The 24,592-nt window shown below is 70.5% G+C and carries 21 protein-coding genes and 3 pseudogenes; 17 read left to right on the forward strand and 7 right to left on the reverse strand.

Annotated elements, in window-relative coordinates:
* Nucleotides 1-133 precede the first annotated feature (133 nt).
* Nucleotides 134-2,293 (reverse strand): cellulose binding domain-containing protein, encoded by a 2,160-nt coding sequence (locus ACIRG6_RS06815; protein WP_403321280.1) that lies wholly within the window; start codon nucleotides 2,291-2,293, stop codon nucleotides 134-136.
* Nucleotides 2,294-2,524: 231 nt separating this feature from the next.
* Between ACIRG6_RS06815 and ACIRG6_RS06820 the strand changes: the two are divergent.
* The 4 genes and pseudogenes from ACIRG6_RS06820 to ACIRG6_RS06835 all read left to right on the forward strand — a co-directional run.
* Nucleotides 2,525-2,659 (forward strand): annotated as a pseudogene (locus tag ACIRG6_RS06820) (IS701 family transposase); the annotation flags it as partial.
* A gap of 909 nt (nucleotides 2,660-3,568) precedes the next feature.
* Complete coding sequence (locus ACIRG6_RS06825) at nucleotides 3,569-4,699, forward strand: PP2C family serine/threonine-protein phosphatase (protein WP_403321282.1); 1,131 nt, start codon at nucleotides 3,569-3,571, stop codon at nucleotides 4,697-4,699.
* A 42-nt stretch (nucleotides 4,700-4,741) separates the two neighbouring features.
* Nucleotides 4,742-5,095: a hypothetical protein gene (locus ACIRG6_RS06830; protein WP_403321285.1), complete on the forward strand. Its 354-nt coding sequence runs from the start codon at nucleotides 4,742-4,744 to the stop codon at nucleotides 5,093-5,095.
* 21 nt (nucleotides 5,096-5,116) lie between these two features.
* Nucleotides 5,117-5,521 carry a hypothetical protein gene (locus ACIRG6_RS06835; protein ID WP_403321288.1) on the forward strand — a complete coding sequence of 135 codons (405 nt, stop codon included), beginning with the start codon at nucleotides 5,117-5,119 and terminating at the stop codon, nucleotides 5,519-5,521.
* 508 nt (nucleotides 5,522-6,029) lie between these two features.
* On the opposite strand, the gene ACIRG6_RS06840 is transcribed toward ACIRG6_RS06835, so the two are convergent.
* A complete protein-coding gene (locus tag ACIRG6_RS06840) occupies nucleotides 6,030-6,428 on the reverse strand; it encodes a VOC family protein (RefSeq protein WP_364825734.1) in 399 nt (132 codons plus the stop codon).
* A gap of 93 nt (nucleotides 6,429-6,521) precedes the next feature.
* Between ACIRG6_RS06840 and ACIRG6_RS06845 the strand changes: the two genes are divergently transcribed.
* Nucleotides 6,522-7,511 (forward strand): helix-turn-helix transcriptional regulator, encoded by a 990-nt coding sequence (locus ACIRG6_RS06845; RefSeq protein ID WP_403321290.1) that lies wholly within the window; start codon nucleotides 6,522-6,524, stop codon nucleotides 7,509-7,511.
* Nucleotides 7,512-8,141: 630 nt separating this feature from the next.
* Here the strand turns inward: ACIRG6_RS06845 and ACIRG6_RS06850 are convergent.
* Entirely contained in the window at nucleotides 8,142-8,387 is a 246-nt protein-coding gene (locus tag ACIRG6_RS06850; protein WP_364825738.1) for a hypothetical protein, read from the reverse strand.
* Between the two features lie 171 nt (nucleotides 8,388-8,558).
* On the opposite strand from ACIRG6_RS06850, the gene ACIRG6_RS06855 reads away from it, so the two are divergent.
* From ACIRG6_RS06855 to ACIRG6_RS06865, 3 genes are all read left to right on the forward strand, one after another.
* The gene (locus tag ACIRG6_RS06855) at nucleotides 8,559-9,968 is read left to right on the forward strand and encodes an erythromycin esterase family protein (RefSeq protein ID WP_364825741.1); all 1,410 of its coding nucleotides are present in this window, start codon (nucleotides 8,559-8,561) and stop codon (nucleotides 9,966-9,968) included.
* 500 nt (nucleotides 9,969-10,468) lie between these two features.
* Nucleotides 10,469-11,929 (forward strand): PP2C family protein-serine/threonine phosphatase, encoded by a 1,461-nt coding sequence (locus tag ACIRG6_RS06860; protein WP_403321292.1) that lies wholly within the window; start codon nucleotides 10,469-10,471, stop codon nucleotides 11,927-11,929.
* A gap of 5 nt (nucleotides 11,930-11,934) precedes the next feature.
* On the forward strand, nucleotides 11,935-12,303 hold the full coding sequence (locus ACIRG6_RS06865; RefSeq protein ID WP_364686222.1) for an STAS domain-containing protein: 369 nt from the start codon (nucleotides 11,935-11,937) through the stop codon (nucleotides 12,301-12,303).
* A 110-nt stretch (nucleotides 12,304-12,413) separates the two neighbouring features.
* Here ACIRG6_RS06865 and ACIRG6_RS06870 read toward each other — a convergent pair whose 3' ends face one another.
* Complete coding sequence (locus ACIRG6_RS06870) at nucleotides 12,414-12,770, reverse strand: helix-turn-helix transcriptional regulator (RefSeq protein ID WP_364686219.1); 357 nt, start codon at nucleotides 12,768-12,770, stop codon at nucleotides 12,414-12,416.
* A 106-nt stretch (nucleotides 12,771-12,876) separates the two neighbouring features.
* Between ACIRG6_RS06870 and ACIRG6_RS06875 the strand changes: the two genes are divergently transcribed.
* Entirely contained in the window at nucleotides 12,877-13,260 is a 384-nt protein-coding gene (locus tag ACIRG6_RS06875; protein ID WP_364686216.1) for an STAS domain-containing protein, read from the forward strand.
* A gap of 492 nt (nucleotides 13,261-13,752) precedes the next feature.
* On the opposite strand, the gene ACIRG6_RS06880 is transcribed toward ACIRG6_RS06875, so the two are convergent.
* Both ACIRG6_RS06880 and ACIRG6_RS06885 read right to left on the reverse strand, forming a co-directional pair.
* Nucleotides 13,753-14,241, reverse strand: coding sequence for an ATP-binding protein (locus tag ACIRG6_RS06880; RefSeq protein ID WP_403321295.1), 489 nt, complete (start codon nucleotides 14,239-14,241; stop codon nucleotides 13,753-13,755).
* Between the two features lie 565 nt (nucleotides 14,242-14,806).
* On the reverse strand, nucleotides 14,807-14,965 hold the full coding sequence (locus ACIRG6_RS06885; protein ID WP_403321298.1) for a hypothetical protein: 159 nt from the start codon (nucleotides 14,963-14,965) through the stop codon (nucleotides 14,807-14,809).
* An 80-nt stretch (nucleotides 14,966-15,045) separates the two neighbouring features.
* On the opposite strand from ACIRG6_RS06885, the gene ACIRG6_RS06890 reads away from it, so the two are divergent.
* The 4 genes and pseudogenes from ACIRG6_RS06890 to ACIRG6_RS06905 all read left to right on the forward strand — a co-directional run.
* On the forward strand, nucleotides 15,046-15,270 hold the full coding sequence (locus tag ACIRG6_RS06890; protein WP_403321300.1) for a hypothetical protein: 225 nt from the start codon (nucleotides 15,046-15,048) through the stop codon (nucleotides 15,268-15,270).
* Nucleotides 15,271-15,800: 530 nt separating this feature from the next.
* Nucleotides 15,801-17,012: an MFS transporter gene (locus ACIRG6_RS06895; protein ID WP_364825752.1), complete on the forward strand. Its 1,212-nt coding sequence runs from the start codon at nucleotides 15,801-15,803 to the stop codon at nucleotides 17,010-17,012.
* Nucleotides 17,013-17,494: 482 nt separating this feature from the next.
* A pseudogene (locus tag ACIRG6_RS06900) lies at nucleotides 17,495-18,145 on the forward strand (aminotransferase class I/II-fold pyridoxal phosphate-dependent enzyme); the annotation flags it as partial.
* A 113-nt stretch (nucleotides 18,146-18,258) separates the two neighbouring features.
* Nucleotides 18,259-18,814, forward strand: a pseudogene (locus tag ACIRG6_RS06905) (ISAzo13-like element transposase-related protein); the annotation flags it as partial.
* A gap of 34 nt (nucleotides 18,815-18,848) precedes the next feature.
* On the opposite strand, the gene ACIRG6_RS06910 reads toward ACIRG6_RS06905, so the two are convergent.
* Complete coding sequence (locus ACIRG6_RS06910; protein ID WP_403321302.1) at nucleotides 18,849-20,204, reverse strand: family 43 glycosylhydrolase; 1,356 nt, start codon at nucleotides 20,202-20,204, stop codon at nucleotides 18,849-18,851.
* A 352-nt stretch (nucleotides 20,205-20,556) separates the two neighbouring features.
* On the opposite strand from ACIRG6_RS06910, the gene ACIRG6_RS06915 reads away from it, so the two are divergent.
* The 4 genes from ACIRG6_RS06915 (at nucleotide 20,557) to ACIRG6_RS06930 (ending at nucleotide 24,590) form a co-directional block, all read left to right on the forward strand.
* Complete coding sequence (locus tag ACIRG6_RS06915) at nucleotides 20,557-21,549, forward strand: formylglycine-generating enzyme family protein (protein WP_403321305.1); 993 nt, start codon at nucleotides 20,557-20,559, stop codon at nucleotides 21,547-21,549.
* A 206-nt stretch (nucleotides 21,550-21,755) separates the two neighbouring features.
* The gene (locus tag ACIRG6_RS06920; protein WP_403321306.1) at nucleotides 21,756-22,940 is read left to right on the forward strand and encodes an ROK family transcriptional regulator; all 1,185 of its coding nucleotides are present in this window, start codon (nucleotides 21,756-21,758) and stop codon (nucleotides 22,938-22,940) included.
* 25 nt (nucleotides 22,941-22,965) lie between these two features.
* Nucleotides 22,966-23,772, forward strand: coding sequence for an ABC transporter permease (locus tag ACIRG6_RS06925; protein WP_403321308.1), 807 nt, complete (start codon nucleotides 22,966-22,968; stop codon nucleotides 23,770-23,772).
* Nucleotides 23,769-24,590, forward strand: a complete 822-nt coding sequence (locus ACIRG6_RS06930) for an ABC transporter ATP-binding protein (protein ID WP_403321310.1) — start codon at nucleotides 23,769-23,771, stop codon at nucleotides 24,588-24,590. The genes ACIRG6_RS06925 and ACIRG6_RS06930 overlap by 4 nt, the downstream gene beginning before the upstream one ends.
* Nucleotides 24,591-24,592: the final 2 nt, after the last annotated feature.

Below are 24,592 nucleotides of genomic sequence, written 5' to 3' on the forward strand. Positions count from 1 at the left end.
ACCTGTCCGATCGCCGCGACACCAACCCATTCAGCCCGACCCCCGCCCCCAGGGGGGGTTTCGGCCCCCCCCCCCGGGCGGGGCCCGCGCCCCCCCCCCCCCGGGGGGGGGGGCCCCGCCCCGCGGGCGGGGGTCAGGAGGTGCGGCAGACCGTGCCGTTGAGGGTGAATGTCGTCGGGGTGGGGTTGGCGCCGTCGTTGGTTCCGACGAAGCCGAAGGTGGCGGTGGAGCCGCCGCGCGGGGCCAGCTCAGCGTTGGCACCGTTGTCGGTCACATGGACGCGCGTGCCCGAGCCGGTGACGTTCGCGTTCCAGGAGCTTTGCACGGACTGGCCGATGGAGGGCCAGGTGAAGTCCAGGGTCCAGCCGCTGATCGGGGCGTCGCCGATGTTGGAGACCGTGACAGTGGCGACGAATCCGCTGGCCCAGCCGCTGTCCACCCGGTAGTTGACCAGGCAGCTGCTGTCGCGCGGAGCCGTGGTGGCGAAGGTCAGCGGCTCGGAGGGGCGCGAGAGGCGGCCGTCGGCGTCCCGGGCGAGGACGTTGACCGTGTGCTCGGAGCCCGGCGGCAGGTTGTGCAGCACCGCCGAGGTGGAGGTTGAGGTGGCCAGCAACTGGGCGTTGGTGCCGAGGCGTTCGTACACCTCGTAACGCACCGCCTTGCCCTTCGCGGGGGCCGTCCAGCTCACCGTGGCGGTCGAGCTGCCTACTGCGGTGGTCTTCGGTGCGCCGGGCGCGCCGACCGAGGCATCGGCGGCGTGCGGGGCGACGGTGATCGTGGTGATCGAGTACGGCGGCAGCACCTGGTCGCCCCCGGCGGTGGCGGCCACCCGGGTGACATCGGTGTCGCCGCGGCCGTAACGGTGCACGACCGGTGCCTGGGTAGTGGGCGTGTATCCGGCGTATCTGATGTCCGCGGTGCGGGAGTTCAGCGGGTCCTTGTTGATCAGCATCACGCTCAGCGTGCCGTCGGCCCGGTGCACGGCGTGCGCGGAGACCTGGTCGCTGTCGGTGGAGGAGGCGACCATCGTGTCGCCGGGACGGCCCAGCTTGGTCAGCGACTTGATGCCGAAGTACGGGTGGAACGGCGTGTTCACGGTCGGCTCGCAGACGTCGCCGACGCAGCCGCCGCTGGAGAGCAGGCCGAAGTCGTTGAAGTCGGTGTCGCCGTCCACCGTCTCCACCTTGGTGGGCCCGTTGTGGACGTTCCACCAGTCGACGTTGAAGACGCCGTTCTCCAGCGCCGTCATGTAGGTGTCCGCGGCGAACAGGCCGTTGGGGCGGCTGTTCATCTGGACGTTGGAGTTGACCTCGGTGAGCGCGATGCCGATCTTCGACGAGCGTTCCCCGGCGTACCGGTCGATCTGCCGGCGGACCTCGCGGAGTTGTCCGGGCAGCCGGGCGGTTCGGTCCAGGGCTTCGTCGGCGGTGGCGCCGCCCGGGTAGGAGTGCACGATGGCGAAGTCGATCGTGCCGGCGACCGCGGACAGAACGGTGTGGTTCCAGTCGGCTGAGTCACCCGGGCCGGTGATGCCGTCCGGCCAGTCGCCTGGGGTGGTCAGCACGGCGCCGATCTTGATCGTCGGGTCGACCGCCTTCATCGCCTCGGCGTAGGCGAGGACGTTGCGGGCGTACTCGCGCGGGCTCTTGTCCGGGTGGTCGTCGGCCTCCCAGCCGCTGCCGTAGTGGCCGTTGCCGTAGATCTCGTTGCCGATCTCCCAGTACTTCGCCCCGTAACCGCGGGTGACGTTGGCGTACCGGACCCAGTCGGCGGCCTCCTGCGGGGTGCCGGTGCCGTAGTTGGCGATGATCATCGACTGGGATCCGGAGGCGCGGACGCTGCCCATGAACTCGTCGAAGGTAGTGCCGGGCGCCACGTAACCGCCGGGGGCGGTGTGGTCCTTCCAGTGGTAGATGTCGCCGTAGGAGCCGCCCGGGTAGCGCATCGCGCCGACGCCCGCCTCGCCCAGCAGCCCGGTCACCTCGGGGTCGTTCATGTGCGAGTCCCAGAGCGCGTGGTTGACGCCGAACGCCGCCTTGTCGATGGTGCCGAGCCCCACCCCCGCGTTGACGGAGACCTTGACGGTCGACGCCTCGTCGGCGGCCGTCACCGTGGCGGCCGGGTCCGCGGCGGTCCGGCTGGTCTCGGCGGGCGCCGGGGAAGCGGCGGCAAGGGCGGCGACCGTGGCCAGGGCGCAGGCGAGCGTGGCGGCGGGGCGTCTGCCAGCGGTTCTTCCGGCTCTGCGAGGCGGTCGGCTCAACCGGCCGGTGGCGGGGAGGTGTGCGAGCGGCATGACGTGTCCTCCTCGGGCGAGCGCCGCGTCGGTCGGCAGGACGCCCGGTGTGAGTGGTCGGTGGGGTGCCTTCGGTGCGACATTCGTGGGAGCGCTCCCATGATGCGGGGGAGGCATGACCGCGTCAATGGTGCGGACGAGGGCGATCTGACCTCCCGTCACCCCTGCCGCCGCGCGGCGAACCGTTCGGTCTCCGTGTGCCACCAGGCGAGCGAAGGCGGGCCGGTGACGCGGGTGGTCGGCTCCCGTTGGGCGATCCAGGAGTGCTTCCAAGCCGCGAAGAACGAATGCGGGCTGGACGAATACGAGGTCCGCCGCTATCCCGGCTGGTATCGGCACATCACCCTGGCCATGCTCACCCATGCCGTCCGTCCTGACCGCACTCGCAGCCGGATTCAGCAAAGGAAGCTTCGCCGCCCTCAACCTGCTGACCCGGCACCCCGACCTTTTCGCCGTCGCCAGCGTGTGGAATGCCTCACTGCTCAGCGACCGGCCGCCTCCCCCGCGGCTCGTGGAGGTCGCCGGCAGCACGGCTCGACGGGTACGACGTGTGGCAGAACCTGCGCCGCCACGCACAAGCACTGCGCGGCGCCTACCGGAAGGCATCGGCAGAGCACCGGTGGGACACCGCGTGGCTCGCTCCCGCCCTGCAGCACCTGTTCGCCCTCGAAGCCGGCTTCCTGCCGGGCCCCAGCGCCCGGGAGGGGTGAGGGCGGGAAGGGGGCGTCAGCCCTTCAGCAGTTCGTCGCGCACCGGGATCCAGGCCAAGGCGGAGCGGATGCCGTCCTCGAGGGACGGCTTCAGCCTCCACCCCAGCGACTCGGCCGCCCGGTCAATCTTGGTGTGGCCACCGGCAACGTCCAGGCCGCGGGTCGGCGTCGATGGTGGCCGGCGGGGTGCTGACGACGTCGTTGAACGCCGTGCACAGCTCCCAGACGGTAGTAGCGGACCCAGTACCGAGAGCGATCGCGATCGAGCGCTTCGACCCCGGTTGTGGGCGAGGTAGCGGCCGCGGCGCCGGGTGATGCGGGCGAGTTCGGCGAGTGTGGTGGTCTTGCCGGTGCCCGCCCCGGCCTGCAGGGCCAGATGCTGGTCGGCGTGGAACGCCCCGCAGTGGACCTCCAAATGATCACCCGAGCGGAGGCACTCCGGCACGGGTGCGGCCAGCCTCCCGCCGTTCGCTATTTCCAGCAGATTGGATGACCGAGGCCGCCCGTGTGTCGCGGCACGTGGCATTCGCATCGTCCGATCACACCGCCACTGGAGGATGCTCGTATGGCTGGTCCGTTGCGTGCGGCGCCGGTCCCTGTGGAGGGCCGTGCGGAACGGGACGACGGCACCACGATCCGCACACCCCCGACGCGTGCTGTCGTGCTGGTGACGGTCGCGGCCACGGTGGTCACGCTCGCTCTGGGGGCCGCGACCGGCACCGCCGTGCTCCTGCTGGGGCTGCTGGTGTTTCTCCCCGCATTCGCCGCCGCGCTGTGCACACCGCGCCAGACGGCGCTGGTCTCCGCCTGGGTGAGCGTCCTCGTCATCGTGCCGGTGGCTCTGTCCGAAGAGCGGCTCACCGACCGGGTGATCCTGGCCCTGTTCGCCCTCGGCTTCGGCGCACTGGCCGTCTACGGGTCCTGGCTGCGCATCACACGCGAGGAGGCACTGGTACGTCTACGGTCGACCGCTGCCGCGATGCAGCGCCAGATCCTGCGTCCGCTGCCGCTGCTCACCGACGACGTACTCGTGGACGGCGTGTACGAGCCGGTGCAGCAGGACAAACTCGTCGGGGGCGACATCTACGACGTGGCGGCCACGCCCTGGGGCACCCGGGTGCTGATCGGCGACGTCCAGGGAAAGGGACTCGCCGCCCCGACGGTGACCGCGCTCGTGGACTCGCTCGAGGCAGCGGTGGTCCGCCACAACGGATACGCGGAACAGCGCGGAGAGCCCGAACGGTTCGTCACCGCCGTCGTCTTGGGGGTGGACGCCGGTACCGAGACCCAGCTCATCACGTGCGGCCACATCCCGCCTTACTTGCTGCACGAGGGAGCCGTCACTGCCGTGGGCGGAGGGACAGAGCATGCGCCGCTCGGCCTGGCAGACCTCGTCGACGAGCCGCGCACGGTGTCCTGGTTCCCGTTCCCCGCCGGGGCGACGCTGCTGCTGTGCACCGACGGTCTCACCGAGGCCCGCTCCCCCACAGGCACCTTCTATCCTCTTGAGGCACGCCTCGCCGGCCGCGTCGACATCACCGCGGGCCAGCTCACCCATGCACTCGTCGACGATGTCCACGCCTTCGCCGAGGGAGCGCAGCAGGACGACTTGGCGGTACTCGCCGTGCGCCGCTCGCCGCATCGGATCAGCAGTACATCGGCGTCCGCACCGCCCGGAACGGCGCCGGCAGCGTGAGCCGGCATCGACGCGAGTGACGATCCGCAGGCATGGGCGTCCGTGCGCCCCCCGGTGGACGCCGACGACGGCCGCTCCAAGGACCGCGGGACTGCCCACGGCGCTCACTACGTCAAGACGCTGCACGGCCACCAGCGCCACGGCCAACTCGTCTCCCTACGCTCACTGTTGGCCTGGGCCAAGCGAAACGGGCTGATCTTCCGCAACCCGACCAGCCGGATCAAGGTCGGGCAGTACGAGTACGCCGTGCTGCAACCGCTCATCCCCGGGCAGGTCGATCGCTCCGTCGCGGCGGCCACCACCCCGGCGACCCGGCTCATCCTCGCGCGCTACGCGGACTCCGCACGGGCGTTGCTGGAGCAGACCGCCGAACAAATACCCGAGAGCCGACAGTGACCTTCTGCCATTCTGCTTGCCGTGTCCGCACGAAATCGAAGACTGCCCCGGCACCGTGCCTGGCCACTGACCACCACCGACATCAACGAGTGCCTCGGCCCATACATGGCCCGAGTCACGGACCTGGCATTCCTCACCGGACGTGACAGCGGGACCATCGTCCTGGGAACAGCGTGGATCGCTCCGAACCCCCGCAACTACGGCCGCGGCATCCATCCGGACATGGTCGGCTTCCGCATAGACGTCCACCCCGTAGATGCCACTGAACGGGCAGCCACCCGCGCTGTTCTCCGAGCGCAGGCCCTCCCGCAACTCCACGAATGGATGACGCAGGCGATCGCTGCGGACGAGACCTGGCAATTGACTGACCACCAGCACTACTGGCGGCTGACCGACGGCCACCTCATGCACCGCGAAGAAGCGTGAGACCGCCGGACCTGCGTTCCCGGGCCGGGGCCCCACTGCCGGCGTTGCAGTGGGCGTACTTGGCCCCTGCTGCCGACGAGGAACCGCCTGGGGAGGCACCGACAGCCAGGTCGACGACAGCGGCCCGGTCAAAGGACCGGGCCGCACGCGTATCGCGAGCTGGTAGCTGGGCAGCGCCCGGCAGGCCGGCATCCCTGGTCAGCCGTAGGTAGGCGACAACGCACCCAGCGTCACCGCAGACGGTAGCGTCCGCCGGATCGCATTCCGTGGTTCCAGCACAGGTCGACCCAGGTCGGCCCGGTGTGCGGGAAGGCAAGCGGGGAGGTAGTCGCCTGGTTGCCGCGTGCCGCGTAGGCCCGAGGCAGCACCTGGACGAGGGTCAAGGCTTGTGTGTCCGCTCGCGTCCTGGGATGACCAACCTGCAGGGCGAAGAGTCCTACGATCGCAACGCCCCACTCAGCGCAGGGCCGGCGTTGCCTGATCGCCCGATGTTGGACCCGACGTGGCGTCAGCGTGTGAACTTTTCGGTGGCCTCCGGGGTGACGGGGGTGAAGAAGTTGACGAGGTTGCCGTCGGGGTCGCGGAACAGCAGGGACCGGTTGCCCCAGGGCATCGTGGTGGGCTCGTTGACGAAGTCGGTGACGAAGCCGGTCAGGTTCTGGTGAACGCGGTCCACGTCGTCGACGAGGAACTCGGTGATCACGCTGTGGTTGTCCGCCGGGCGGGCGGATCCCGGGGCGAACAGCGGGACGGTGCGGGTGCCGGCGATCGCGAGGGTGGCGCCCGCGGTCTTCAGTTCGGCGAAGTCCTCGGTGGCCCACGTCGCCCGCGTCCCTGTGGCTCGCTCGTAGAAGTCGACGAGGCGTGCGACGTCGCTGGTGATGATGCGGATCGAGACGAAGTCCATGGGAATCTCCTTGGCTGTGCTGGAGGCGTGCACGTCGCAGGCTAGGAGAAATAGAGGACAGAATCGGTCCTGTATTCGCGTTAGGCTGCGAACATGCCCCGACCCACCGGCCGCGTGCTGACACTCCTGGAGCTTCTGCAGTCGGGCGGCACCCGGACTGTGGCCGAGCTCGCCGACCGGCTCGGCGTCCAAGGGCGCACGGTGCGGCGTTATGTGGACCAGTTGATCGACCTGGACGTGCCCGTGGAGTCGGTGCGCGGCCGCTACGGCGGGTACCGGCTGGCTGCCGGGTACCGCTTGCCTCCGCTCATGCTCAGCGACGACGAGGCGCTGGCCGTGCTGCTCGGCCTGGTCGCCGGCCGCCGGGCGGGGCTGACGACGACGGAGCGCACGGCAAACGAGACGGCGTCGGCGAAGATCCGGCGGGTGCTGCCCAAGCACATCGCCCGTCGGCTCGACACTCTCCTGGAAGCTCTCGCCTTCACGGATCAGCCCGGCGAGCTGGATCGCCCCGACGCCGGGCTCCTGCTCACCATCGCCGATGCGGTGCGTCACCGGCGGCCGGTCTCGATCCGCTACACCGACCGCGACGGACGGCGCAGCGAACGCACACTGCACGCGTACGGGATCGTCGCCCATGCGGGCCGGTGGTACGTCACGGGCACGGACGCCCAGGTCGGCGAGGACCGAACCTTCCGGCTCGATCGCATCGCAGACGCGAGGACCCTGCCGGGTTCGTTCGAAGCGCCCGTGGGTCCCGGTCCGGCACAGCGCGTGTTGTCAGGACTCGCCACGGCCGAGTACCAGCATGAGGTGACCTTGCGGATCCACGGGACAGTTGAGCAGATCCGCGCCCACCTCCCCGCCGGCATCGCGAGCCTGGAGGAGCACGAGATCCCGGCCGGCGAGGACCGGGCGGCCGAGCGCTGGCTGCGCGTCGAACTGCGGGCGCAGCGGCTCGACTGGTTGCCCGCAGTACTCGCCTCACTCGACCGGCCGTTCGTCATCGAGCGCCCTGATGAACTGCGCGGCCTCGTGATCGCGCTCGCCGACCGCCTCTCGTCGCACGCCCGCCGAGCCTGACCGCGAGGAACCTGGGTGATGAGCCGACACGCCTGGCCCTGCGGGTCATCCCGTCGCGCTGCCCAATATTCGGACCCGATCCCGCCGGCGGGGGTGGTCCAGCGTTCGCGGCCGCGGCGGCGGGCCAGCGCTGTTGGAGCCGCTCGAAGGCCAGGCGGCCGGCCTCCCGGACCACCAGCTCGCCGTCGAGGCCGGTGTAGTCGGGCAGCTACGCAAGGGCGGCGGATCGGATCTCCGGGAACGCGGCCGTCATGTCCGTGCCTGCCGCGAGTGCAGCAGCACCCTGCCGCCCGTCCGGCGGGCGAGCTGGGCGCGGTAGCCGTCCCACCTCGATTCCGCCGCGCAGGCAGGTCGGGGCCGGGCATGAGATTGGTGAGTACGGGCTCCGGCAGCGTCCAGGTCATGACGGATGCCTTCCACCGTCGCCGGTGGCTCGCACCGGATCAGTCGGCGTGGAGCTTCCTGCCCCAACGTTCGACGGCCTTGGCCTCGCAGCACTCGCACAGCGGCGAGCGAGCCCCGCGCCCGTACTTGTGGGTAGGGCGGTGGCATGCGGCGCACGGGCCGATCTGGTCGCCAGGGCAGATCCGTGCGGAGGCATCCGGCTCGCTGGGGGCGGTACAGGGGCGGTCACCTTGAGAAGGCCAGGCGCGCCGCCCCTGGTAGGCCTGCCTCGCGGGCTGCCGCCCACAGGTCCTCGCCGATGCCGTCCGGTGTCGCCGGGAGGCGGGAGCGCCGCCGTGCCGCCATGCCGTGGTCCCGGCACAGGTCGCCCCAGCGCGGCCCGGCATCCGGGAAGGCGACGGCGCGGGCGGGAGGAGCCGGGGCCGGGTCCAGGCGCGTGGGGTGGATGCCGACCACGTCGGTGGGCTCCATAGCGTCTCCGATCGCCCACTGTCCCGTCTCACCGAAGTACGGCCGGTCTCAACGAAGTTCGACCCGGGACCAGGGCCTCCGTCCCCCATCGACAGGTGCAGCTAACCCCCGGGCCGATCGGGGGGCTCAGTGGATGGTCCGGTGCGTTTCCGTGCGGCGAGAGTAAGGCCCATGAAAACGCACAAGGCCCTGCTCGCCGCCCTCCTTGTCCCGCTCGGTGCCACCCTGGCCGTCGCCCCGGCCGCCCTCGCCGCCACCCCGTCGGCCCCCGTCGCCGTACCGGCCTCCTCCACCGCCGCGCCCGTCGGTCCGAGGGAGGCCGCGGCCGCCGCTTTCCGCTCCCCCGAGGCGGCCCTCGGCCGGGTGGCCCACCCGCTGCGCACCACCGAGCCCCGCGGCGACCTGGCCGACCTCCGCCCGTTCGGCAGGATGGTCGGCGACGCCCGGGTGGTGGGCCTGGGCGAGGCCACCCACAGCTCGCACGAGTTCTTCACCGTCAAGCACCGGGTCTTCCGGTATCTGGTCGAGGAGAAGGGCTTCAGGGCCTTCGCCCTCGAAGCCCCGTGGAGCACCGGGCTGCGCCTCGACGCCTACCTCCTGCGCGGTGAGGGCGACCTGAAGCAGATCATGGACGAGGAGTTCCAGGGCACCTACCAGTTCTGGAACAACGCCGAGTACCGCGATCTGCTCCAGTGGATGCGCGCCTACAACGTCAAGCACCCCAAGGACCCGGTCCGCTTCGTCGGCGACGACAACGGGTTCGCCGGTGCCGAGCTGTACGACAAGGTGAGTGCCTACGCCGCCGAGGCCCGCCCCGAACTCACCTCGCGGCTCACCGAGCTGTACCGGGGCCTGCGGCCCACCACCGACGCCGACACGTACGTCGACGAATACCTGGCCAAGCCACTGGCCGAGCGCAAGCAGCTCGCCGAGCGGACCGGCCGGGCGATGGACCTGCTGAGGCAGCGGCCCGGCAAGGGCGCCGACGCCGACGCGTACGCCTGGGCCGTCCAGCACGCCACCGCGATCCACCAGATGACCACGCTGTACGCCTTTGACTGGGACGACCCTCAGGCCATCCCCGACGCCATGCGCTACCGGGATCGCGTCATGGCGGAGAACGTCGTCTGGTGGCAGCGGCAGACCGGCGACAAGATCGTGCTCGGCGCCCACAACAGCCACGTCGCCCTCAAGACCTACGCCCCCAGCAGCCATCCGCAGGTGCAGGGCGACTTCCTCCGCGAGCAGTTGGGCCGCGGCTACCTAAGTGTCGGCCTCACCTTCGGCCGGGGCTCGTTCAACGCCCTCGGCCAGGACGGCGGCGTCCACCGCTTCGCCGTGGGCCCGGCCGCGCCCGGCACCGCCGAGCACACCCTCGACCGGGTGCGGTACCGCGACTTCCTGGTCGACCTGCGCGACACTCCGGCGGCGGCCCGCGCTTGGCTCGCCGCACCGCACACCGTCAAGAACATCGGCGCCACCTACCCCGGGATCGCGGACGCCCCGCAGATCCGGCTCGCGCAGACGCACGACGTCGTCATCCATCTCCAGCGGGTGGAGGCAGCCCATATGCTCAAGTAGCGCCGTGGCGGCGCGGTAGGTCAGCCTGCCCGACGCCCCGCGCCACCTCCGAGCCCTACGCCCCCCGGCTGATTTCTCAGCCGGCTGTCGAGTTCCTGGCCAAGGGTCGAGCAGCGCGCGTAACCGACGCGGATGTCCACGCTCGGGGCCTCTGGGGCGACCGGCGCCGGGATCGGCGCTCCGGGCCGCCACGGCTGGGGTCGTTCATCAGAATCACATGCGTGCGGCTCTGACCCTCACCACTCGGCCTGGAAAGGTCATCCACGGAGGGCAGGCGCAGCCCCGGTCGCCCGTTCGGTGCCGGCACATGGGGCGGATGAGGGGGAGCGCAGTCCAGCCCCGTGCCGTCGCCGGATTTCACCGGGCAGCACTGCGCGTCGGCATCGGTGGTGATCCTGTGAGGTGCCACCCGATGGCCTTCGCACGCTGGTTACGCTTAAGCTTCCCGCTGGCCCGCGCCGCGCCCGGTGGCTGCGGGAGGTCAAGGAGGTGGAAGGCCGATGCCCGAGCAGGCTTCGGCATCCGAGGACGGCGCTACTGACAAGCGCCTGCATCTGGTGCCCGACGAGGTCGTCGAGGTCGGCCGGATGGAGGCGGTGCGCCGCTACGACATCCTCGACACCCCGCCCGACGGCGCGTTCGACCGGGTGGCTGCGCTGGCAGCCCGCCTGTTCGACGTCCCCGTGGCGACGGTGACGATCGTGGACGAGGACAGGATCTGGTTCAAGGCCGCGCACGGCCTGGACGGGGTCAGCGAGATCGGCCGAGACCCGGGCCTGTGCGGCTCCGCGGTCCTGCGGGACGACGCGCTGGTGATTCCCGACACTCTGCTCGACGACGTCGCCTGCGGCAACCCGCTGGTCACCGGGCCGCTCGGCGTGCGGTTCTACGCCGCCGCGCCGATCACCACGACGGACGGGCACAAGCTGGGCACGGTCAACGTCCTGGACACCAAGCCCCGCTCCATCACCTCCGAACAGACTGCCACGCTGACCGATCTGGCGGCGATCGTGATGGACGAGATGGAGCTGCGCCTGTCCGCGCTGTGCACCGTGCGCCAGGAGCAGCAGTCCGCCGAGGCTGAGCGGGCGGCCCGGGAGCAGGCGGAGAGGGACAAGGCGGCGATCGCCTCCTTCGCCTCCACCTTGCAGCGCACTCTGCTGCCGCCGGCGCTGCCGACGGTGCCCGGCCTGGAGCTGGCCTGTCACTACCACACCGCGTCCGTGCACGACGTGGGCGGCGACTTCTACGACGTCTTCCCCCTGTCCGCCGGGAAATGGGGATTGTTCCTGGGGGACGTATGCGGCAAGGGCGCCGAGGCGGCCACCATCACCTCCCTGGCCCGCTACACCCTGCGGGCCTCCGCCCAGCACACGGGCGACCCCGTCGCGGTACTCGAGGCCCTGAACAGTGCCCTGCTGGCCGATGTATGGGCGGGCAGCCGGTTCTGCACTGCTTTCTTCGCCACCCTCACCCCTGATGTGGCGGGTGGCTTCACCGTGGAGCTGGCCACCGGTGGGCACCCCCCGGCCTACCACCTCAGCCCCGCCCCGCCCGAAGCCGGGCCCGCCACGCACACGCGGGTGGAAGCGGTCCATCCCAAGGGCGGCATGCTCATCGGGGCCTTCCCCGGCGCCCACTTCGCCTCCACCACCCTCCACCTCGCCCCAGGCCAGGCCCTGCTCCTGTACACCGACGGCCTGACCGAGGCACACACCGGCACCGACACCATGCTCGGTGACGAGGGCCTGACGGCCTTCCTCACCGCTCGTACCGCCTCGTGTGGGGCGGCGCAGTTGGTCCAGGACACCGTCGATCTGCTGGACGCCCTGCCCGAGGGCGCGAGTGACGACGTCGCCCTGCTGGCTCTGTCGGTTCCCACTCCCGACCAGGCCGCCGCCGCGACGGGGGCCGGATTCACCGCCCACACCACCGCCGCGCCCGCCGGCGAGGAGCACTGACCGCCATGACCGACGACCTCGAGCTGACCCTGACCGCCGCCCCCGGTCCCGCAGCGGTCGCCACCGTCACCGGCGAGATCGATCTGCATACCGCACCCGGCTTGCGTACCCGCGCGCTGGAGCTGATCGAACAGGGCCACCACCACTTGATCCTGGACCTGTCGGGTGTGGGCTTCTGTGACTCCGCCGGCCTCAGCGCACTGATCGGCATCTGGCACGGCACCCAGGAAGCGGGCGGCTCCCTGGCCTTGGCCACCGTCCCCGACCGGCTGATGCGCATGCTCACCCTCACCGGAGTGGACAGCCTCCTGCCCCATTACCCGAGCACCGCCGACGCGCTCAGCGCCCACCAGGGAGCCCCCGACGCCGCCTGAACCGCTCCTCCTTTGCGGGCCCGCCGGCTCGGGGCCAGGGCGCGGCCACGACACGAGGAAGCGGCGTCGGAGCGATCGTCGGCAGAGGGACGGCGTATCAAATTTCGGCCTTATGTGCCGACACCGGTCAGGCGGGACGCATGGCTGTCGGGCTCCCGTACGCGATCGCTCTCGTCCTGCACGAGGAGAGAGAGCAACGCGGCCACGGTCAGGCCCGCTTCCGCCGGGTGACGCAGCACCTTGTCCGGCTGGATGCGGTACGTGTTGGTGCGGCCGTCGCGGATGTGGGAGAGGTATCCGTCCCGCTCGAGGTCGGAGATGATCCGCTGGACGGCGCGCTCGGTGAGGCGACAGTGGGCGGCGATGTCGCGGATCCGGATGTTCGGATTGTCGGCGATGGCTGCCAGCACACGCGCGTGGTTGGTGACGAATGTCCATCCGGTGTGAGATCCAGGCGCTTCAACCATGCACAGCATTCTAAGGGGACCGCCTTTGCATGACACCAAATGCATGACATACTTTTCGCGCAACAGATGACGTCATCCAGTCGGGACAGCCAGGGAGGGACCCGAGGTGTCTGTGGACGAAGCGGTAGCAAGACGCCCGGAGAGCGCCGACGCGAGTCGGCTGCAGGTCCTGCACGAGGCCACGGTGGTCCAGTACGAACAGCGCGGCGCCTGGGTGATCAGCGCGCGGGGCTCCTACGACATGTCCACAGTCACGCCGCTGGCGGACGCGCTGGACACTGCGGCCAAGCAGCATCCGAAGGTGGTCCTGGACGCCTCCGGCATCACCTTCGCGGACTCGGCGCTGCTCAATCTCCTGATCCTCACCCACCAGGCAGCCGACTTCCGCGTGGCCGCACCCGCGCAGCAAGTACGGCGGCTTCTGCAGCTCACCGCAGTCGACACCATCCTGAAGGTGAGGGAAACGGTGGAAGAGGCCGCTGCTTGCTAGATCATGAGCGCTCGGCGACGTTGCAACGCCGGTAGGCGGCCTGACCGAATCAGCAGAGGCTCTTACTGCGGCGGATACGGCCGCCAGGCAGTGTCCTGGCGATCACGAACGGAGCCAGATGACGAATGCGGCTGCGGTGACGGTGCCGAGGTAGACGTAGCCGCGCTTGTCGAACCTCGTCGCAACGGAGCGCAACGCGGGAGCACGACCGCCATACGACAACGCCCCGCACGATGCCGGGCTTGACGTAGAAGGTTGGTTTCGGGACTGCCAGATCTGACGGTGGGCACATTCCGGACGGCTGTGGCAGTTACTCGTTCCCCCCACGGTGCTTCAAAGCCGTCCGCGGCATCAGCCCCTCTGCCGCGCCGAGGGAGACTCCAGCGCGGTTGTCTGGGGTCCGAGACCTGATACTGCCCGTTGCGGGACTCACTGTCATGGCCGCGCCGCTCAACCGGGCGGGGTCCTGCCAGGGCGAAGCGGCTGCCAGGTTCAGTGCGGGACGGTGGAGGGGAGCAGAGGGCTGCCGGTGCTTGGCGGTGCCATGGGCAGGTGAGCGGTGATCAGTTTTCCTGTGGCGCGCAGAGCAACGACGACCTTCTTACTGACGGTCTGGACCAGGTGCAGTCCGTGGCCGCCGATGCGGTGTGGATCGGCCCTCTTCGGCGCCGGCTGCTCGGTTGAGCTGTCCCACACGGTGATCGTCAGCTCTTGCGTGGACATCCGCAGGAGCATCCCGCAGGCGCCCGGAGCATGCCGGATCGCGTTGGTGACCAATTCGCTGGCGGCCAGCTCGGCGTCCATGGCCAGAGCCGGCGACACCACGGTGTGGCCATTTCTGGGGGCGTGGGCGAGGAGGGCGCGTACGGACCGGCGGGCATCCGCAGCCTGCGCCGCGCCATCATCCCAGGTCGCGCCGTAGCACAGCGGGGTTTCCTGGTCCGGACCATCTGTCGTTTGCTTGCTCAGCGGGACAACCATGTGGGGTTCTCTCAGTGTGCTCGCCGTTTCAGTGGGGGTCTTGCGTTTCCGTCGCGTACCCAGGAGCCGAGGGCGCACACCGTGGACACGCCCCTTGCTCGCCAGTGAAGGTGAGCGCGGGCTGCCACGGGAAGGCCCGGCGGGAGGACGCCCCGGTCGCGGCGAGGTGCATGCGGTCGGTGGGCGAGTGATGGTGGTGAACCCTTCCGGGCCGATCGCGAGAGGGGTGGTGTGACCGTCGGGCACCCGCGGCTTCGCCCTCAACCGGTCGGACCTGAAGGCGCTCTACTACACCGAAGGCCGGCGCATGACCTTGCAGTTCAATGCGCGATCCTCGGGGATGGGCCACTTCGCTCTGCACGTGAAGTACACGGGCGACACCGCTCCGGGGTCTCCTCCGGAGGGAAGCTTCCAGTTCCTCGCCACCGGCTGGACCGGGCTGCTCGGCTCCTCTTTCACCCGCAAACCTCGACGCCGCCTGCCTCGCTCCGGGCAGCGCTACCGACGTCTACCTGTGCCAAGGCGATCAGTACGTCCGCTACGACTGCCGCAGCGAGGACATCGGCTACGGCACCAAGAAGCTCTCCGACGGCTGGCCGGGCCTGAGGGGCACGAACTTCACCAGCAACCTCGACGCCGCCTGCAGCTTTCCCTGCCGCGCCGTGCTGATCATCAGGAACATCGGAACAGCGACGACGACGTTGACGAGCAGCGAGCCCACCATGCACCGAGTCTCCCCCACTCGCTCGGAAATCAGGGCAGCGTAGGGCTGTCACAGGAACTGCACCACGGAGATGCCGCTCCGTGACGCCGAGCGCCTCCGGCCGCCGCTTCCTGCCCATCGCCCAGGACCTGGTCCGCCGCGCCGAGCAGGCCGCCGAGACGATGGCCGCGACGGGACGGGAAGAGGAGGCCTCCCTCACCGTGGTCGCCGGCGCCCCCACCGTCGCGTATCTCCTGGCCTCCTTTATGGCGGAGGGCGGTAGCGCGGGGCCCGAGCTCCACGACGCCCTCCAGATCGCCGGATGACGGCCTGACTGTGGTGCCGGAGCGGATGCCCGCATATCAGGACCGTGGCCACGAAGCACGCGGAAGGCAGATCCGGTGACATCGGGCCCGAACTTGTCGCGGACTCGGTCGACGGCCTTCGCTGCCACCAACCGCGCGGTCCGGTCTACTGCGGACTGGGATCCCCTGGTACTCGCCTCGGTATACGTGACCTCGGTTTACCCGGCGTAACATTTAGCAAGTTGATCACGCTCTTAAAGGTGAGCCGGTTGATCATCGGTGTCACGTCGCAGCGCCCACGCGTCCGTTGTGGGCTGCCCGGCGTCGGGCGCCCGCTCCCTGCCGGGGAGCGGGTCCGCCTGTCTGACCACGGTCCGGAAAGTGGCCTGCCCAGCTCTCACAGGAAGGGGTTCGCCAAGAAAAGTCCCTTTGTCATGACTTGCGCCTCTTCCTGTTTGTCGATCGCTGACCGCCGCTACCGCTCACAGAAAAAGCACATCTCCTTGATACCTACGAAAGTCCGGTCCGCTCCGCCCCGGCATGCCCGCACGGTGACCCATGGCCGGGTACGAGGTGTGTATCTGCCTCGCCTCGCGGATGCGGCCGCGGCCTCCATGGCCACCTACGGCATCCCTTTGCTGGTGCTGGGCACGACGAACTCCTCGTCGCTGACCGGGATCGCCTTCATGCTGGCGTGGGCGCCCCGGCTGTGCACGTTCAGTCTGGCCGGCATGGCCGTCGACCGTTTCGGACCCGCACGGGTTTTCCGGCTGGCCGCCACGGCCCGGGCGCTGGTCGCGGGACTTGCGGCGCCCACCTTGGCCATGACAGACGACAAAACGGCCTCGAGCCTGGTGATGCTCCTGGCGGCGTGCGCGGGGTGCCTGACCCAGTTCAGCTACATCGCGGCCGAGAGCATGGGCGCGGTCGCCAGCCGGGACGCCGACGGCACGGCACACCGCGTCCAGTCGGTCCTGCTGGGCATCGACCAGACAGCCGCTCTGGCCGGTCCCGCGGCAGGCGGCCTCCTGCTGCAGCAGGGCGGCTCCAGCGGCATGCTCGCCGTGATCAGCGGCTTATCGATGCTCACGGCCGCCATCGCCCCGCGCACACCTCACGCGCCCTCGCCGGCACCGCAAGCAACCGGGCCCGGGGCACGGGGGTGGCGGACCGGCTGGTCCACCCTGCGCGCGCTGCCGAGGCTCGCATGGCTGGTGGCGGGGCTGGCACTGTCCAACCTGGCACTCGGTCTTCTGGAAGCGGCAACCCCGGTGATCGTGATGAAGCAACTCGACCAGTCCAGCGCCTCGGTCGGTCTGGTGTGGTCCTGCGCGGCAGCCGCCTCGCTGCTTGCGGTCACCACCTGCCGCGTCACGATCGACCGGTGGGGACTGACGAGGGTGGGCCGCTGTGCCGCTCTGGTGACCATCGTGCCGTGCTTCCTCATCGCGCACGCCAACTCCTACCCCACCTATCTGATCCTGACCGCCGTCTTCATGGCCGGCGACAGTGTCCTGACCGTCGTACTGCGCACCCTTCGATCCCACCTCATCCCCGCCGAAGTGTTCGGCAGCACCCTGTCCGTGACCGTGCTGATCCTGCTCCTGCCCTACCCCCTCGCCGGCATCCTCATGGCACTCGTCAACCCGGAAGACATCCACAGCGTGATCACCGTCTGCGCCGTCCTTCAATGCCTCGGCCTTGCCTGCGCCTTCACCCGCAGCACCAACCCCCGGCCACGCCACGGCAAGCACCGCAAATGAGGTCAACTTACCCACGCAGCGCTGCGTCCACCTGTTATCCGGCCCAACGCGGCCGGGTGCCGGGGGCCTCGCAGAGTGAACCCCGCAAGCATGCCCGCCAGGACGGCCTGGAGAGCATCCTCCCCTCACCCCAGCCCATCAGGACGGTCGTCAGATAGCACGGCGGAACACGGCGGTGGGTCCGATGACACCAGGCCCTGACTTGCCGAGGACCCTCTCGACGGCAGTCTCCGCCAGGGCCTCACCTCGCGGGCGGTGTCGAGGCTGATCTGCGGAGGCATTGGCACCGAGGCAGGACGCGGTGTGGCGCGACCCCGAAGGCGAACTCATCCTCCCGCAAGGGCGCCCCGAACATCGCGGCCCTGGGCACGCTCCGCCACGTCGTCGAGCGGACCTTCTCGCTGCTGCACCACCTCAAGCGTCTGGCCGTTCGCTGGGCAAGACGCCTCAAGAAGACCCGCACATGATCGTGTTACGAGCTCCAATTCCCCACCGGCGTGGTGACGAGCGGCGAGCGGCGCCGCGAGTTGCTGCTCTGGGCGAAAGACGGCGGGCTGATCATGGAGGACGACTACGACGCGGAGCACCGCTACGACCGACCGCCGGTGCCCGCGCTGCGCGCGTTGCTGGCCGACCAGGTGTGCTACATGGGCAGCGTGTCCAAGCTGCTCGCGCCCGCGCTGCGGATCGGTTGGGTGGTACCGCCGCCCCGCTACCGCGAAGCGCTGACGGACGCGAAACGGTTCACCGACCTGGGCAATGCCGTTCTGCCGCAGCTGGTGCTCGCCCGGCTGATGCACTCCGGCGACCTGGAGCGGCATCTGCAGCTGCTGCGCGGCCGTCACCGGCGGCGCCGCGACGCGATGATCGACGCCATCGCCGAGCACCTGCCGGGTGCGGTCGTGCACGGCGCGGCGGCCGGCCTGCATCTGACCGTCACGTATGTGCCGGAGGTAGCGGACACCGCACTCGCCGCCGCTGCCCTCACCCGGGGCGTGAAGTGCCAGCCGTTGTCGTGGCACCGGCAGCTCCCCGGCCGCCCCGGCCTCGTCCTCGGCTACGCGGCCAGCCCACCAGGAGTCATCGCCGACGGGGTGAAGGCCATTGGCGATGCGCTGCGCGAGCTGGTCTGACTCCGCCTTCGGATGAGGTTACGGACGCTGTCCAGCAGCTTGGCCACGCCGGGCGCGGAACCGTAGGGAAAGGCGCGCACCGCACGCCGGATCATCTCCTGGGCGACGAGCGGGCCGAAGCCCGGTCCCTGAGCCAGGGCGGTAGCCGGGTGGTCGCGCGGGCGGCGCAGGTCAGCGAGACGACGGACCGCAAGGGCGTGGACGAGCTGGGGGCCGGCGGGGAACGCCTGGGCCGGTCCGCACGTCCGGTGGTGGCCGGAAGAGAGCCGCAATTCTTGATCCGGGTCTGCGGCCCGCGCTGTTGGCCTTGGTGCAACCCGACGTACGGGGCGATCCGATGTCGCCGCTGCGCCGGACGGTGAAGCCGACCAGAAGCCTGGCGGCCGCGCTCACCCGTCAGGGGCACCGGGTGAGCGCGGACACGGTCGGAGACCTGCTGCGTGGGGAGGGCTTCAGCCTCCAGGCCGGCGCCAAGATCCTCGAGGGCAGGCAGCACCCGGACCGCGACGCCCATTTCCGCTACATCAACGAGCAGCCAGAGGGCACATGAGCGCCGGCCGGCCGGTGATCGGCGTGGGCACGAAGAAGAAGGAACTCGTTCTCGGCTCCCCGGCCGGCGGCGTCATTCATGCGGAGGCTTGGCCCCCTGCCCAAACGGACACTCGGGTCAAGCTGTGGGCCGAGGCCCGGCATCCGGTGACGGTCAGGCGGCGGAGTGGTTGCCGTTGCGGCGCTGCACGTAGAGGCGGTTGCCCTTCAGGCCGGTCCATTCCATTCGTACGACGCCGGGGACCGCGGCGTCGTCCAGGCGGGTCGGCGCGGACCAGTGGCCGGCGGCCGGGTTGCGGAAGAACGTGGCCCACAGGTCGCCCGTGTGATCCGTGAAGATGTTGTTGTGCCCGGCGCCGACACCTGCGGTCCACCGCCGGGAATAGGGGCCCTCGAAGCTGTCCGAGACGGCCACGATCGCGTCGTACTGGTACTGCACACGGCCCGCGGCGGCCGTGTCGTAAGCCTGGCGGACGCTGCCGTCGGCGTTGACGGACGTCCGGTCCCAGGCCGCGTGGACGAGGAAGTACTTGCCCGCGTGCTTGAAGACGTAGGCGCCTTCGAGGTACGGCTCGGGCGTGTACGGCGTCTGCCGGAACTGCGGCAGGTTGGTCGTGGTGGTGATGTCCTCCATGTCGTCCCGGAACTTCGCGTACAGGTTGTTGTGCAGGACGAGCCAGGCGTCGTCGCCCTCGGAGTAGAGGCCGCCGTCGATGTGGTGGTAGGCACCGGGTTCGATGAAGTTCGGCCCGCCGATGAACGAGTCGCCGAACGGCTTGTCCAGGTTGCCCTCGACCAGCCGGTACGGGCCCTCGACACCGCCCTCGCTGACCAGCATGAACGAGCCGACCTTCTTGGAGTGGTCCCCCATGCAGGCGACGATGTACCACTTGCCGCGGAAGCGGTGCAGTTCCGGCGCCCAGGCCTGGCCGCGCTTGCCGAACCGGTCGTCGTACCAGTACTCCTGCCACGGGGCGACGACGGTCCGCCCGGGGCGGTTCTCACCGACGAACTCGGGTGACCACACCTTGCCCTTCTCAGCGTCCGGGCGGACGCGGGTGGTGTCGGCCAGTCTCCAAGGGCCCTTGAGGGAGGGCGCGAGCCAGACGAAGATGCCGTCGTTCCACGGTCCGGCCGCCTCCAGTCCGGGCACGCGGGTGGTGCCCGTGGCGACGTACGTCGGACGGCCGTCGACCACGAAGCAGTTGACGTACGTGTCCCGCATCCAAACGACACCGCGCTCGCGGTCACGGGGGCGCAGTTCGAGGGGGAGGACGAAGGAGTTGTCCTCCCGCGGCCACAGGTCCAGCCGGGTGTCGGCGAGGCCGTAGGGCTCGGGCTCCGGCCAGTTCGCCGGGTACCGCCCGTCATGGCCGTGACCGGCCGGTGCGGCCTCAAGGGGCGCCGCCTGAGCGGTGTTCGCGGGCAGCGCCGCGGCCACTCCCAGGCCGGTGGCGCCGGCCAGGAGCGAGCGTCGGGGCAGATGCGTCCTTTTCCCGGTACTGGACATCGGTCGGGGTTCTCCTTCGCCTGACGGGCTGGTGTACAGGGTCATGAGGGCACGGGGAGGCCGCCCCGTCCGCGGCGTGCGGGAACGCCATGGCGTTCTTGCGGGGAAGGGCAGCGGGGCTGGAAGCAGCATGCGAACCCCTGCCGATTTTCGTCAACACTCCGGACAATTAATCCGGGTGGCCCGGAGCGCAGGCCGCCCCGGGTTCCCATCGCTTCCGCGCAGGTCACGGCCGGTGTCGAGTGTGCGGGGACTCGCACTATGAAGATCGTGTGTCGTCGGCGACCCGGCGGGCCGCACCGGGTGGTGACGTAGCCTCGGGGAGATGGATCACAGGGACCGGGGAGGTCGCATGTCGGTGTCCGAGGCGGAGGAGCCCAGGAGTTGCTGCGCCCCCGCACCCCGCGCCACCGTCACCCCGCTGTCCTCACCGCACCCTCCGTCCGCCAGCGCCACGTCCGCGGATTACGCCGCTGTGCACGCCGACGCGAGCGGCGCAGAGGGCACCGTGCTGCTGGAAGGCGGCACGTTCCTGATGGGCACCGACGACCGCGACGGTTTCCCGGCGGACGGTGAGGGCCCGGTGCGCCAAGTCACCGTCCGTCCCTTCCGCATCGATGCCTTCGCGGTGACCAATGCGCGCTTCGCCCGCTTCGTCGAGGCGACCGGACACGTCACCGAGGCGGAACGGTTCGGCTGGTCCTACGTGTTCGCCGGTTTCCTGCCCGCCGCGCTGCGACGCGGCGCGGCACGGCCGCCGGGGACGCCGTGGTGGTGCGGTGTCGGAGGGGCGTACTGGCACGCTCCCGAGGGGCCGGGCAGCACGGTGGACGACCGGGGCGACCATCCGGTCGTCCACGTCTCCTGGAACGACGCGCTCGCCTATTGCCGTTGGGCCGGCGCCCGGCTGCCCACGGAGGCGGAGTGGGAGTACGCCGCGCGGGGCGGCCTGGAGCAGCGCCGCTACCCGTGGGGCGACGAGCTGACGCCCGGCGGCACGCACCGCTGCAACATCTGGCAGGGACACTTCCCCACCAAGAACACGGCCGAGGACGGATACCGGGGCACCGCTCCGGTGGACGCCTTCGAGCCCAACGGGTTCGGACTGTACAACGTGGCCGGGAACGTGTGGGAGTGGTGCGCGGACCGGTGGGGAACGAACCACACGGCGCGCCACCGGACCGACCCTAAGGGACCGGCGCGGGGCACGTCGCGCGTCATGCGCGGAGGCTCCTACCTGTGCCACCACTCGTACTGCAACCGCTACCGGGTCGCGGCACGCACCGCCAACACGCCGGACAGCAGCACCGGCAACCTCGGCTTCCGGTGCGTGCGCGACGCCTGACAGGGGTTGGCGGACAGGTCAACCAGGGTGGCCCGGGGGCCGCCGGGCGGCGGTTCATTGCAGCTTCGTGAAGGCTCCGCCCCGGTTCCGGCACTTCGGTCAATGCAGCTGACCTGCATCGTTATCCGTCCCTTGGCGGCCGCTCGATCGACTTCGATTTATTCCGGGCTGTTGACGTAATAGCGCGTCGTCTCCATCCTGACGGCATGCCACTCGAACACCAGGGGCCCTTGGCCCGGTTGCGCCGGGGACACGAGGAACTCATCCTGCGGCTGCTGCGCACCCACGGCCCGCTCAGCCGGGCCGACTTGGGCAAGCTGAGCGGCCTGTCCCGCACGACGCTGTACGACATCGTCGGCGCCCTGGTGGACGGCGGCGCCGTCGTCGCGGCCGTGCCCGAGGCGACCGAGCGGCGGCGCGGCAGGCCGGTCGAGCGGCTCAGCCTGCATCCCGACGCCGGGCAGGCCATCGGCATCGACTTCGCCCGGCGTGCCGTGCACGTCGCGGCGGTGAACGTCGCGCACGAGGTGATCGGTTCGGCCGGGGAGGCCCACGACGCGGACCTCCCCTGGCCGCGGCGGATCAAGCTGGCTGAGCGACTGGTCGGCGGGCTCGCCGGGGGGACGCTGCGGCTGGGCGCGCTCAGCGGGGTCGGCGTGGGCGTGGTGGGTCCCGTCGACGCCCCGCGGTTGGATGCCGAGGGGCCGAAGTCCGGGGCCGTGGACCCCGATCTGCCGGTTCTGTTGCGCAAGCGGTTCGGTGTCCCCGTCCTCGTCGACAACAACACGCGTCTCGCGGCGCTCGCCGAGGCCACCTGGGGTGCGGCGACCGGCGTCCAGGACGTGGTCTACCTGCGGCTGTCGCACGGTGTCGGCGGCGGCCTGGTGGTAGGGGGCGCGCTGCACCGCGGTTCCCACGGGCTGTCCGGCGAGTTCGGCCACATCACGGCCGAGCCGGACGGACGCCGATGTTCGTGCGGCAAGGACGGCTGCCTGGAGACCGTCGCGTCCATCGGTGCGGTGCTGCGCGCCCACGGTGGCGCGAAGGACCTGGCCGGCTTCCTTGCCGCGCTCCCCCACGACCCGGCCGCGGCCCGGGTGCTGGACGAGGTCGGCACGCGCGTCGGCACCGTGCTCGCGGCGGTGTGCAACGCACTGGGCCCCGAGGTGACCGTCCTCGGCGGCGAGCTCACCGCGGCCGGCCCCGCGCTCTTCGACGCCGTGGAACGGGCCCTGTTCGCCCATCTGATGCCGATCTCGCGGTCACGCGCCGAGCTGCGACCCGCGACCCTCGGCGAGGCGGCCGCGGCGCTCGGCGGCATCGCCCTCGTCCTGCACGAGTCGCCCCTGCTCGCGCGCTATCCCGAACCCACCTCCCTGGAGCACACATGACCGTCCCGCCCCCGCAGAGGCCGCCATGGCTGTGATCACCGCCCCCGACAAGACCTCCGCCCCCTCCCCGTCCCGCCGAGGCCGCCGGGCGCTTCCCCCGCTCCTGCTGAACCTGGCCGCCCTGGTGGCCGGCGTCGCCGTGTGGGCCGTGGTCGCCGCCGCGCACTGGGTGGACGTCCCCGGGCCGCTGTCGGTCGGCTCGCGCGCCTGGGAACTGGCGGGGGACGGCACCCTCGCGGAGGACGCGCTGGCCAGTCTGCGCCGGGTGTTCCTGGGCTTCGCGCTCGGCACCCTGCTCGCCGTGCCGGTGGGCTTCCTGATGGGCTGGTACCCGCTGGCCCGAGGCCTGATGGAACCGTACGTGCAGTTCTTCCGGACGGTGCCGCCGCTCGCCATCATCCCGCTGGCCATCGTACTGATGGGCATCGGTGAGACGCCCAAGGTCTTCGTCATCTTCCTCGCGGCGTTCCTGTCCAGCGTGGTCGCCTCCTTCCAGGGGGTCGTCGGGGTGGACCGCACGCTGATCAACGCGGCGCGGGTGCTCGGCGCCCCGGACCGGGTCATCTTCCTCAAGGTGGTGATCCCGGCCGCCACGCCCTTCCTGCTGGTCGGCATGCGCATCGGCCTCGGCGCGGCCTGGGGGACCGTGGTGGCCGCCGAGCTCATCGCGGCCGACAAGGGCCTCGGCTACCAGATGATGCACGCGCAGACCTACTACGACCTCCCGACGATCTTCGTCGGCCTGATCACCATCGGGGTGATCGGACTGGTGATGGACCGGCTGCTCCTCATGGCGGAGCGGCATCTGACGGCATGGCAGGAGCGGCGATGAGCACCCCACGCACCACGAAGGCCGCCGGCCCGTCCGGGAACACGGCGAAGATCTCCTTCCGGGACACCGGCATGACCTATCCGCTCAAGGACGGCGTGTTCACCGCGCTCGACCGCGTCGACCTCGACATCGCCGACCGGGAGTTCGTCACCGTCGTCGGCCCGTCCGGCTGCGGCAAGTCGACGCTGCTGAACATGGCAGCCGGGCTGGTCCGGCCCACCACCGGACAGGTATTGGTCGACGGCGTCGCGGTCGAACGGCCGGGACCCGACCGGGGAATGATCTTCCAGCAGTACGCCCTCTTCCCGTGGCTCACGGTACGGGGCAACGTCGAGTTCGGGCTGAAGCTCGCCTCCCTGTCCGCCGCGGAACGACACCGGCGTGCCGACCACGCGATCGACCTGGTCGGGCTGACCGACTTCGCCGACGCGCTGCCGAAGACGCTGTCGGGCGGGATGAAGCAGCGGTGCGCGATCGCCCGTGCCTACGCCGTCGATCCCGAAGTCCTGCTGATGGACGAGCCGTTCGGCGCGCTCGACGCGCTGACTCGGGTGCAGTTGCAGGATCAGCTGCTGGCCACGTGGAGCCGGGAACGCAGGACGGTCATGTTTGTGACGCACGACGTCGACGAGGCCGTGTACCTGGCCCGCCGCGTCGTCGTGATGGCCGCCCGCCCGGGGCGCGTCCACCGGGTCGTCGAGGTGGACCTGCCGTACCCGCGGACCGAGGAGTTGCGGCTGTCCCCCGAGTTCGCCCGGATCCGCAACGAGGTCTGGCACGCCGTGTACCACCAGCCGTCGGTCTCCCCCGCGGCCTGAGC

Source organism: Streptomyces flaveolus, assembly GCF_044765825.1.
In the GTDB taxonomy this organism is placed as follows: Bacteria; Actinomycetota; Actinomycetes; order Streptomycetales; family Streptomycetaceae; genus Streptomyces; species Streptomyces flaveolus.

Coding starts and splice junctions, on each gene's coding strand:
- ACIRG6_RS06870 (WP_364686219.1), bottom strand. CDS start 12,770: ATGGTTGAAGCGCCTGGATCTCACACCGGATGGACATTCGTCACCAAC.
- ACIRG6_RS06885 (WP_403321298.1), bottom strand. CDS start 14,965: ATGGTGGGCTCGCTGCTCGTCAACGTCGTCGTCGCTGTTCCGATGTTC.
- ACIRG6_RS06915 (WP_403321305.1), top strand. CDS start 20,557: ATGTCGGTGTCCGAGGCGGAGGAGCCCAGGAGTTGCTGCGCCCCCGCA.
- ACIRG6_RS06930 (WP_403321310.1), top strand. CDS start 23,769: ATGAGCACCCCACGCACCACGAAGGCCGCCGGCCCGTCCGGGAACACG.
- ACIRG6_RS06880 (WP_403321295.1), bottom strand. CDS start 14,241: ATGGTTGTCCCGCTGAGCAAGCAAACGACAGATGGTCCGGACCAGGAA.
- ACIRG6_RS06855 (WP_364825741.1), top strand. CDS start 8,559: ATGAAAACGCACAAGGCCCTGCTCGCCGCCCTCCTTGTCCCGCTCGGT.
- ACIRG6_RS06825 (WP_403321282.1), top strand. CDS start 3,569: ATGGCTGGTCCGTTGCGTGCGGCGCCGGTCCCTGTGGAGGGCCGTGCG.
- ACIRG6_RS06925 (WP_403321308.1), top strand. CDS start 22,966: ATGGCTGTGATCACCGCCCCCGACAAGACCTCCGCCCCCTCCCCGTCC.
- ACIRG6_RS06910 (WP_403321302.1), bottom strand. CDS start 20,204: ATGTCCAGTACCGGGAAAAGGACGCATCTGCCCCGACGCTCGCTCCTG.
- ACIRG6_RS06845 (WP_403321290.1), top strand. CDS start 6,522: ATGCCCCGACCCACCGGCCGCGTGCTGACACTCCTGGAGCTTCTGCAG.
- ACIRG6_RS06815 (WP_403321280.1), bottom strand. CDS start 2,293: ATGCCGCTCGCACACCTCCCCGCCACCGGCCGGTTGAGCCGACCGCCT.
- ACIRG6_RS06865 (WP_364686222.1), top strand. CDS start 11,935: ATGACCGACGACCTCGAGCTGACCCTGACCGCCGCCCCCGGTCCCGCA.
- ACIRG6_RS06850 (WP_364825738.1), bottom strand. CDS start 8,387: ATGGAGCCCACCGACGTGGTCGGCATCCACCCCACGCGCCTGGACCCG.
- ACIRG6_RS06860 (WP_403321292.1), top strand. CDS start 10,469: ATGCCCGAGCAGGCTTCGGCATCCGAGGACGGCGCTACTGACAAGCGC.
- ACIRG6_RS06840 (WP_364825734.1), bottom strand. CDS start 6,428: ATGGACTTCGTCTCGATCCGCATCATCACCAGCGACGTCGCACGCCTC.
- ACIRG6_RS06920 (WP_403321306.1), top strand. CDS start 21,756: ATGCCACTCGAACACCAGGGGCCCTTGGCCCGGTTGCGCCGGGGACAC.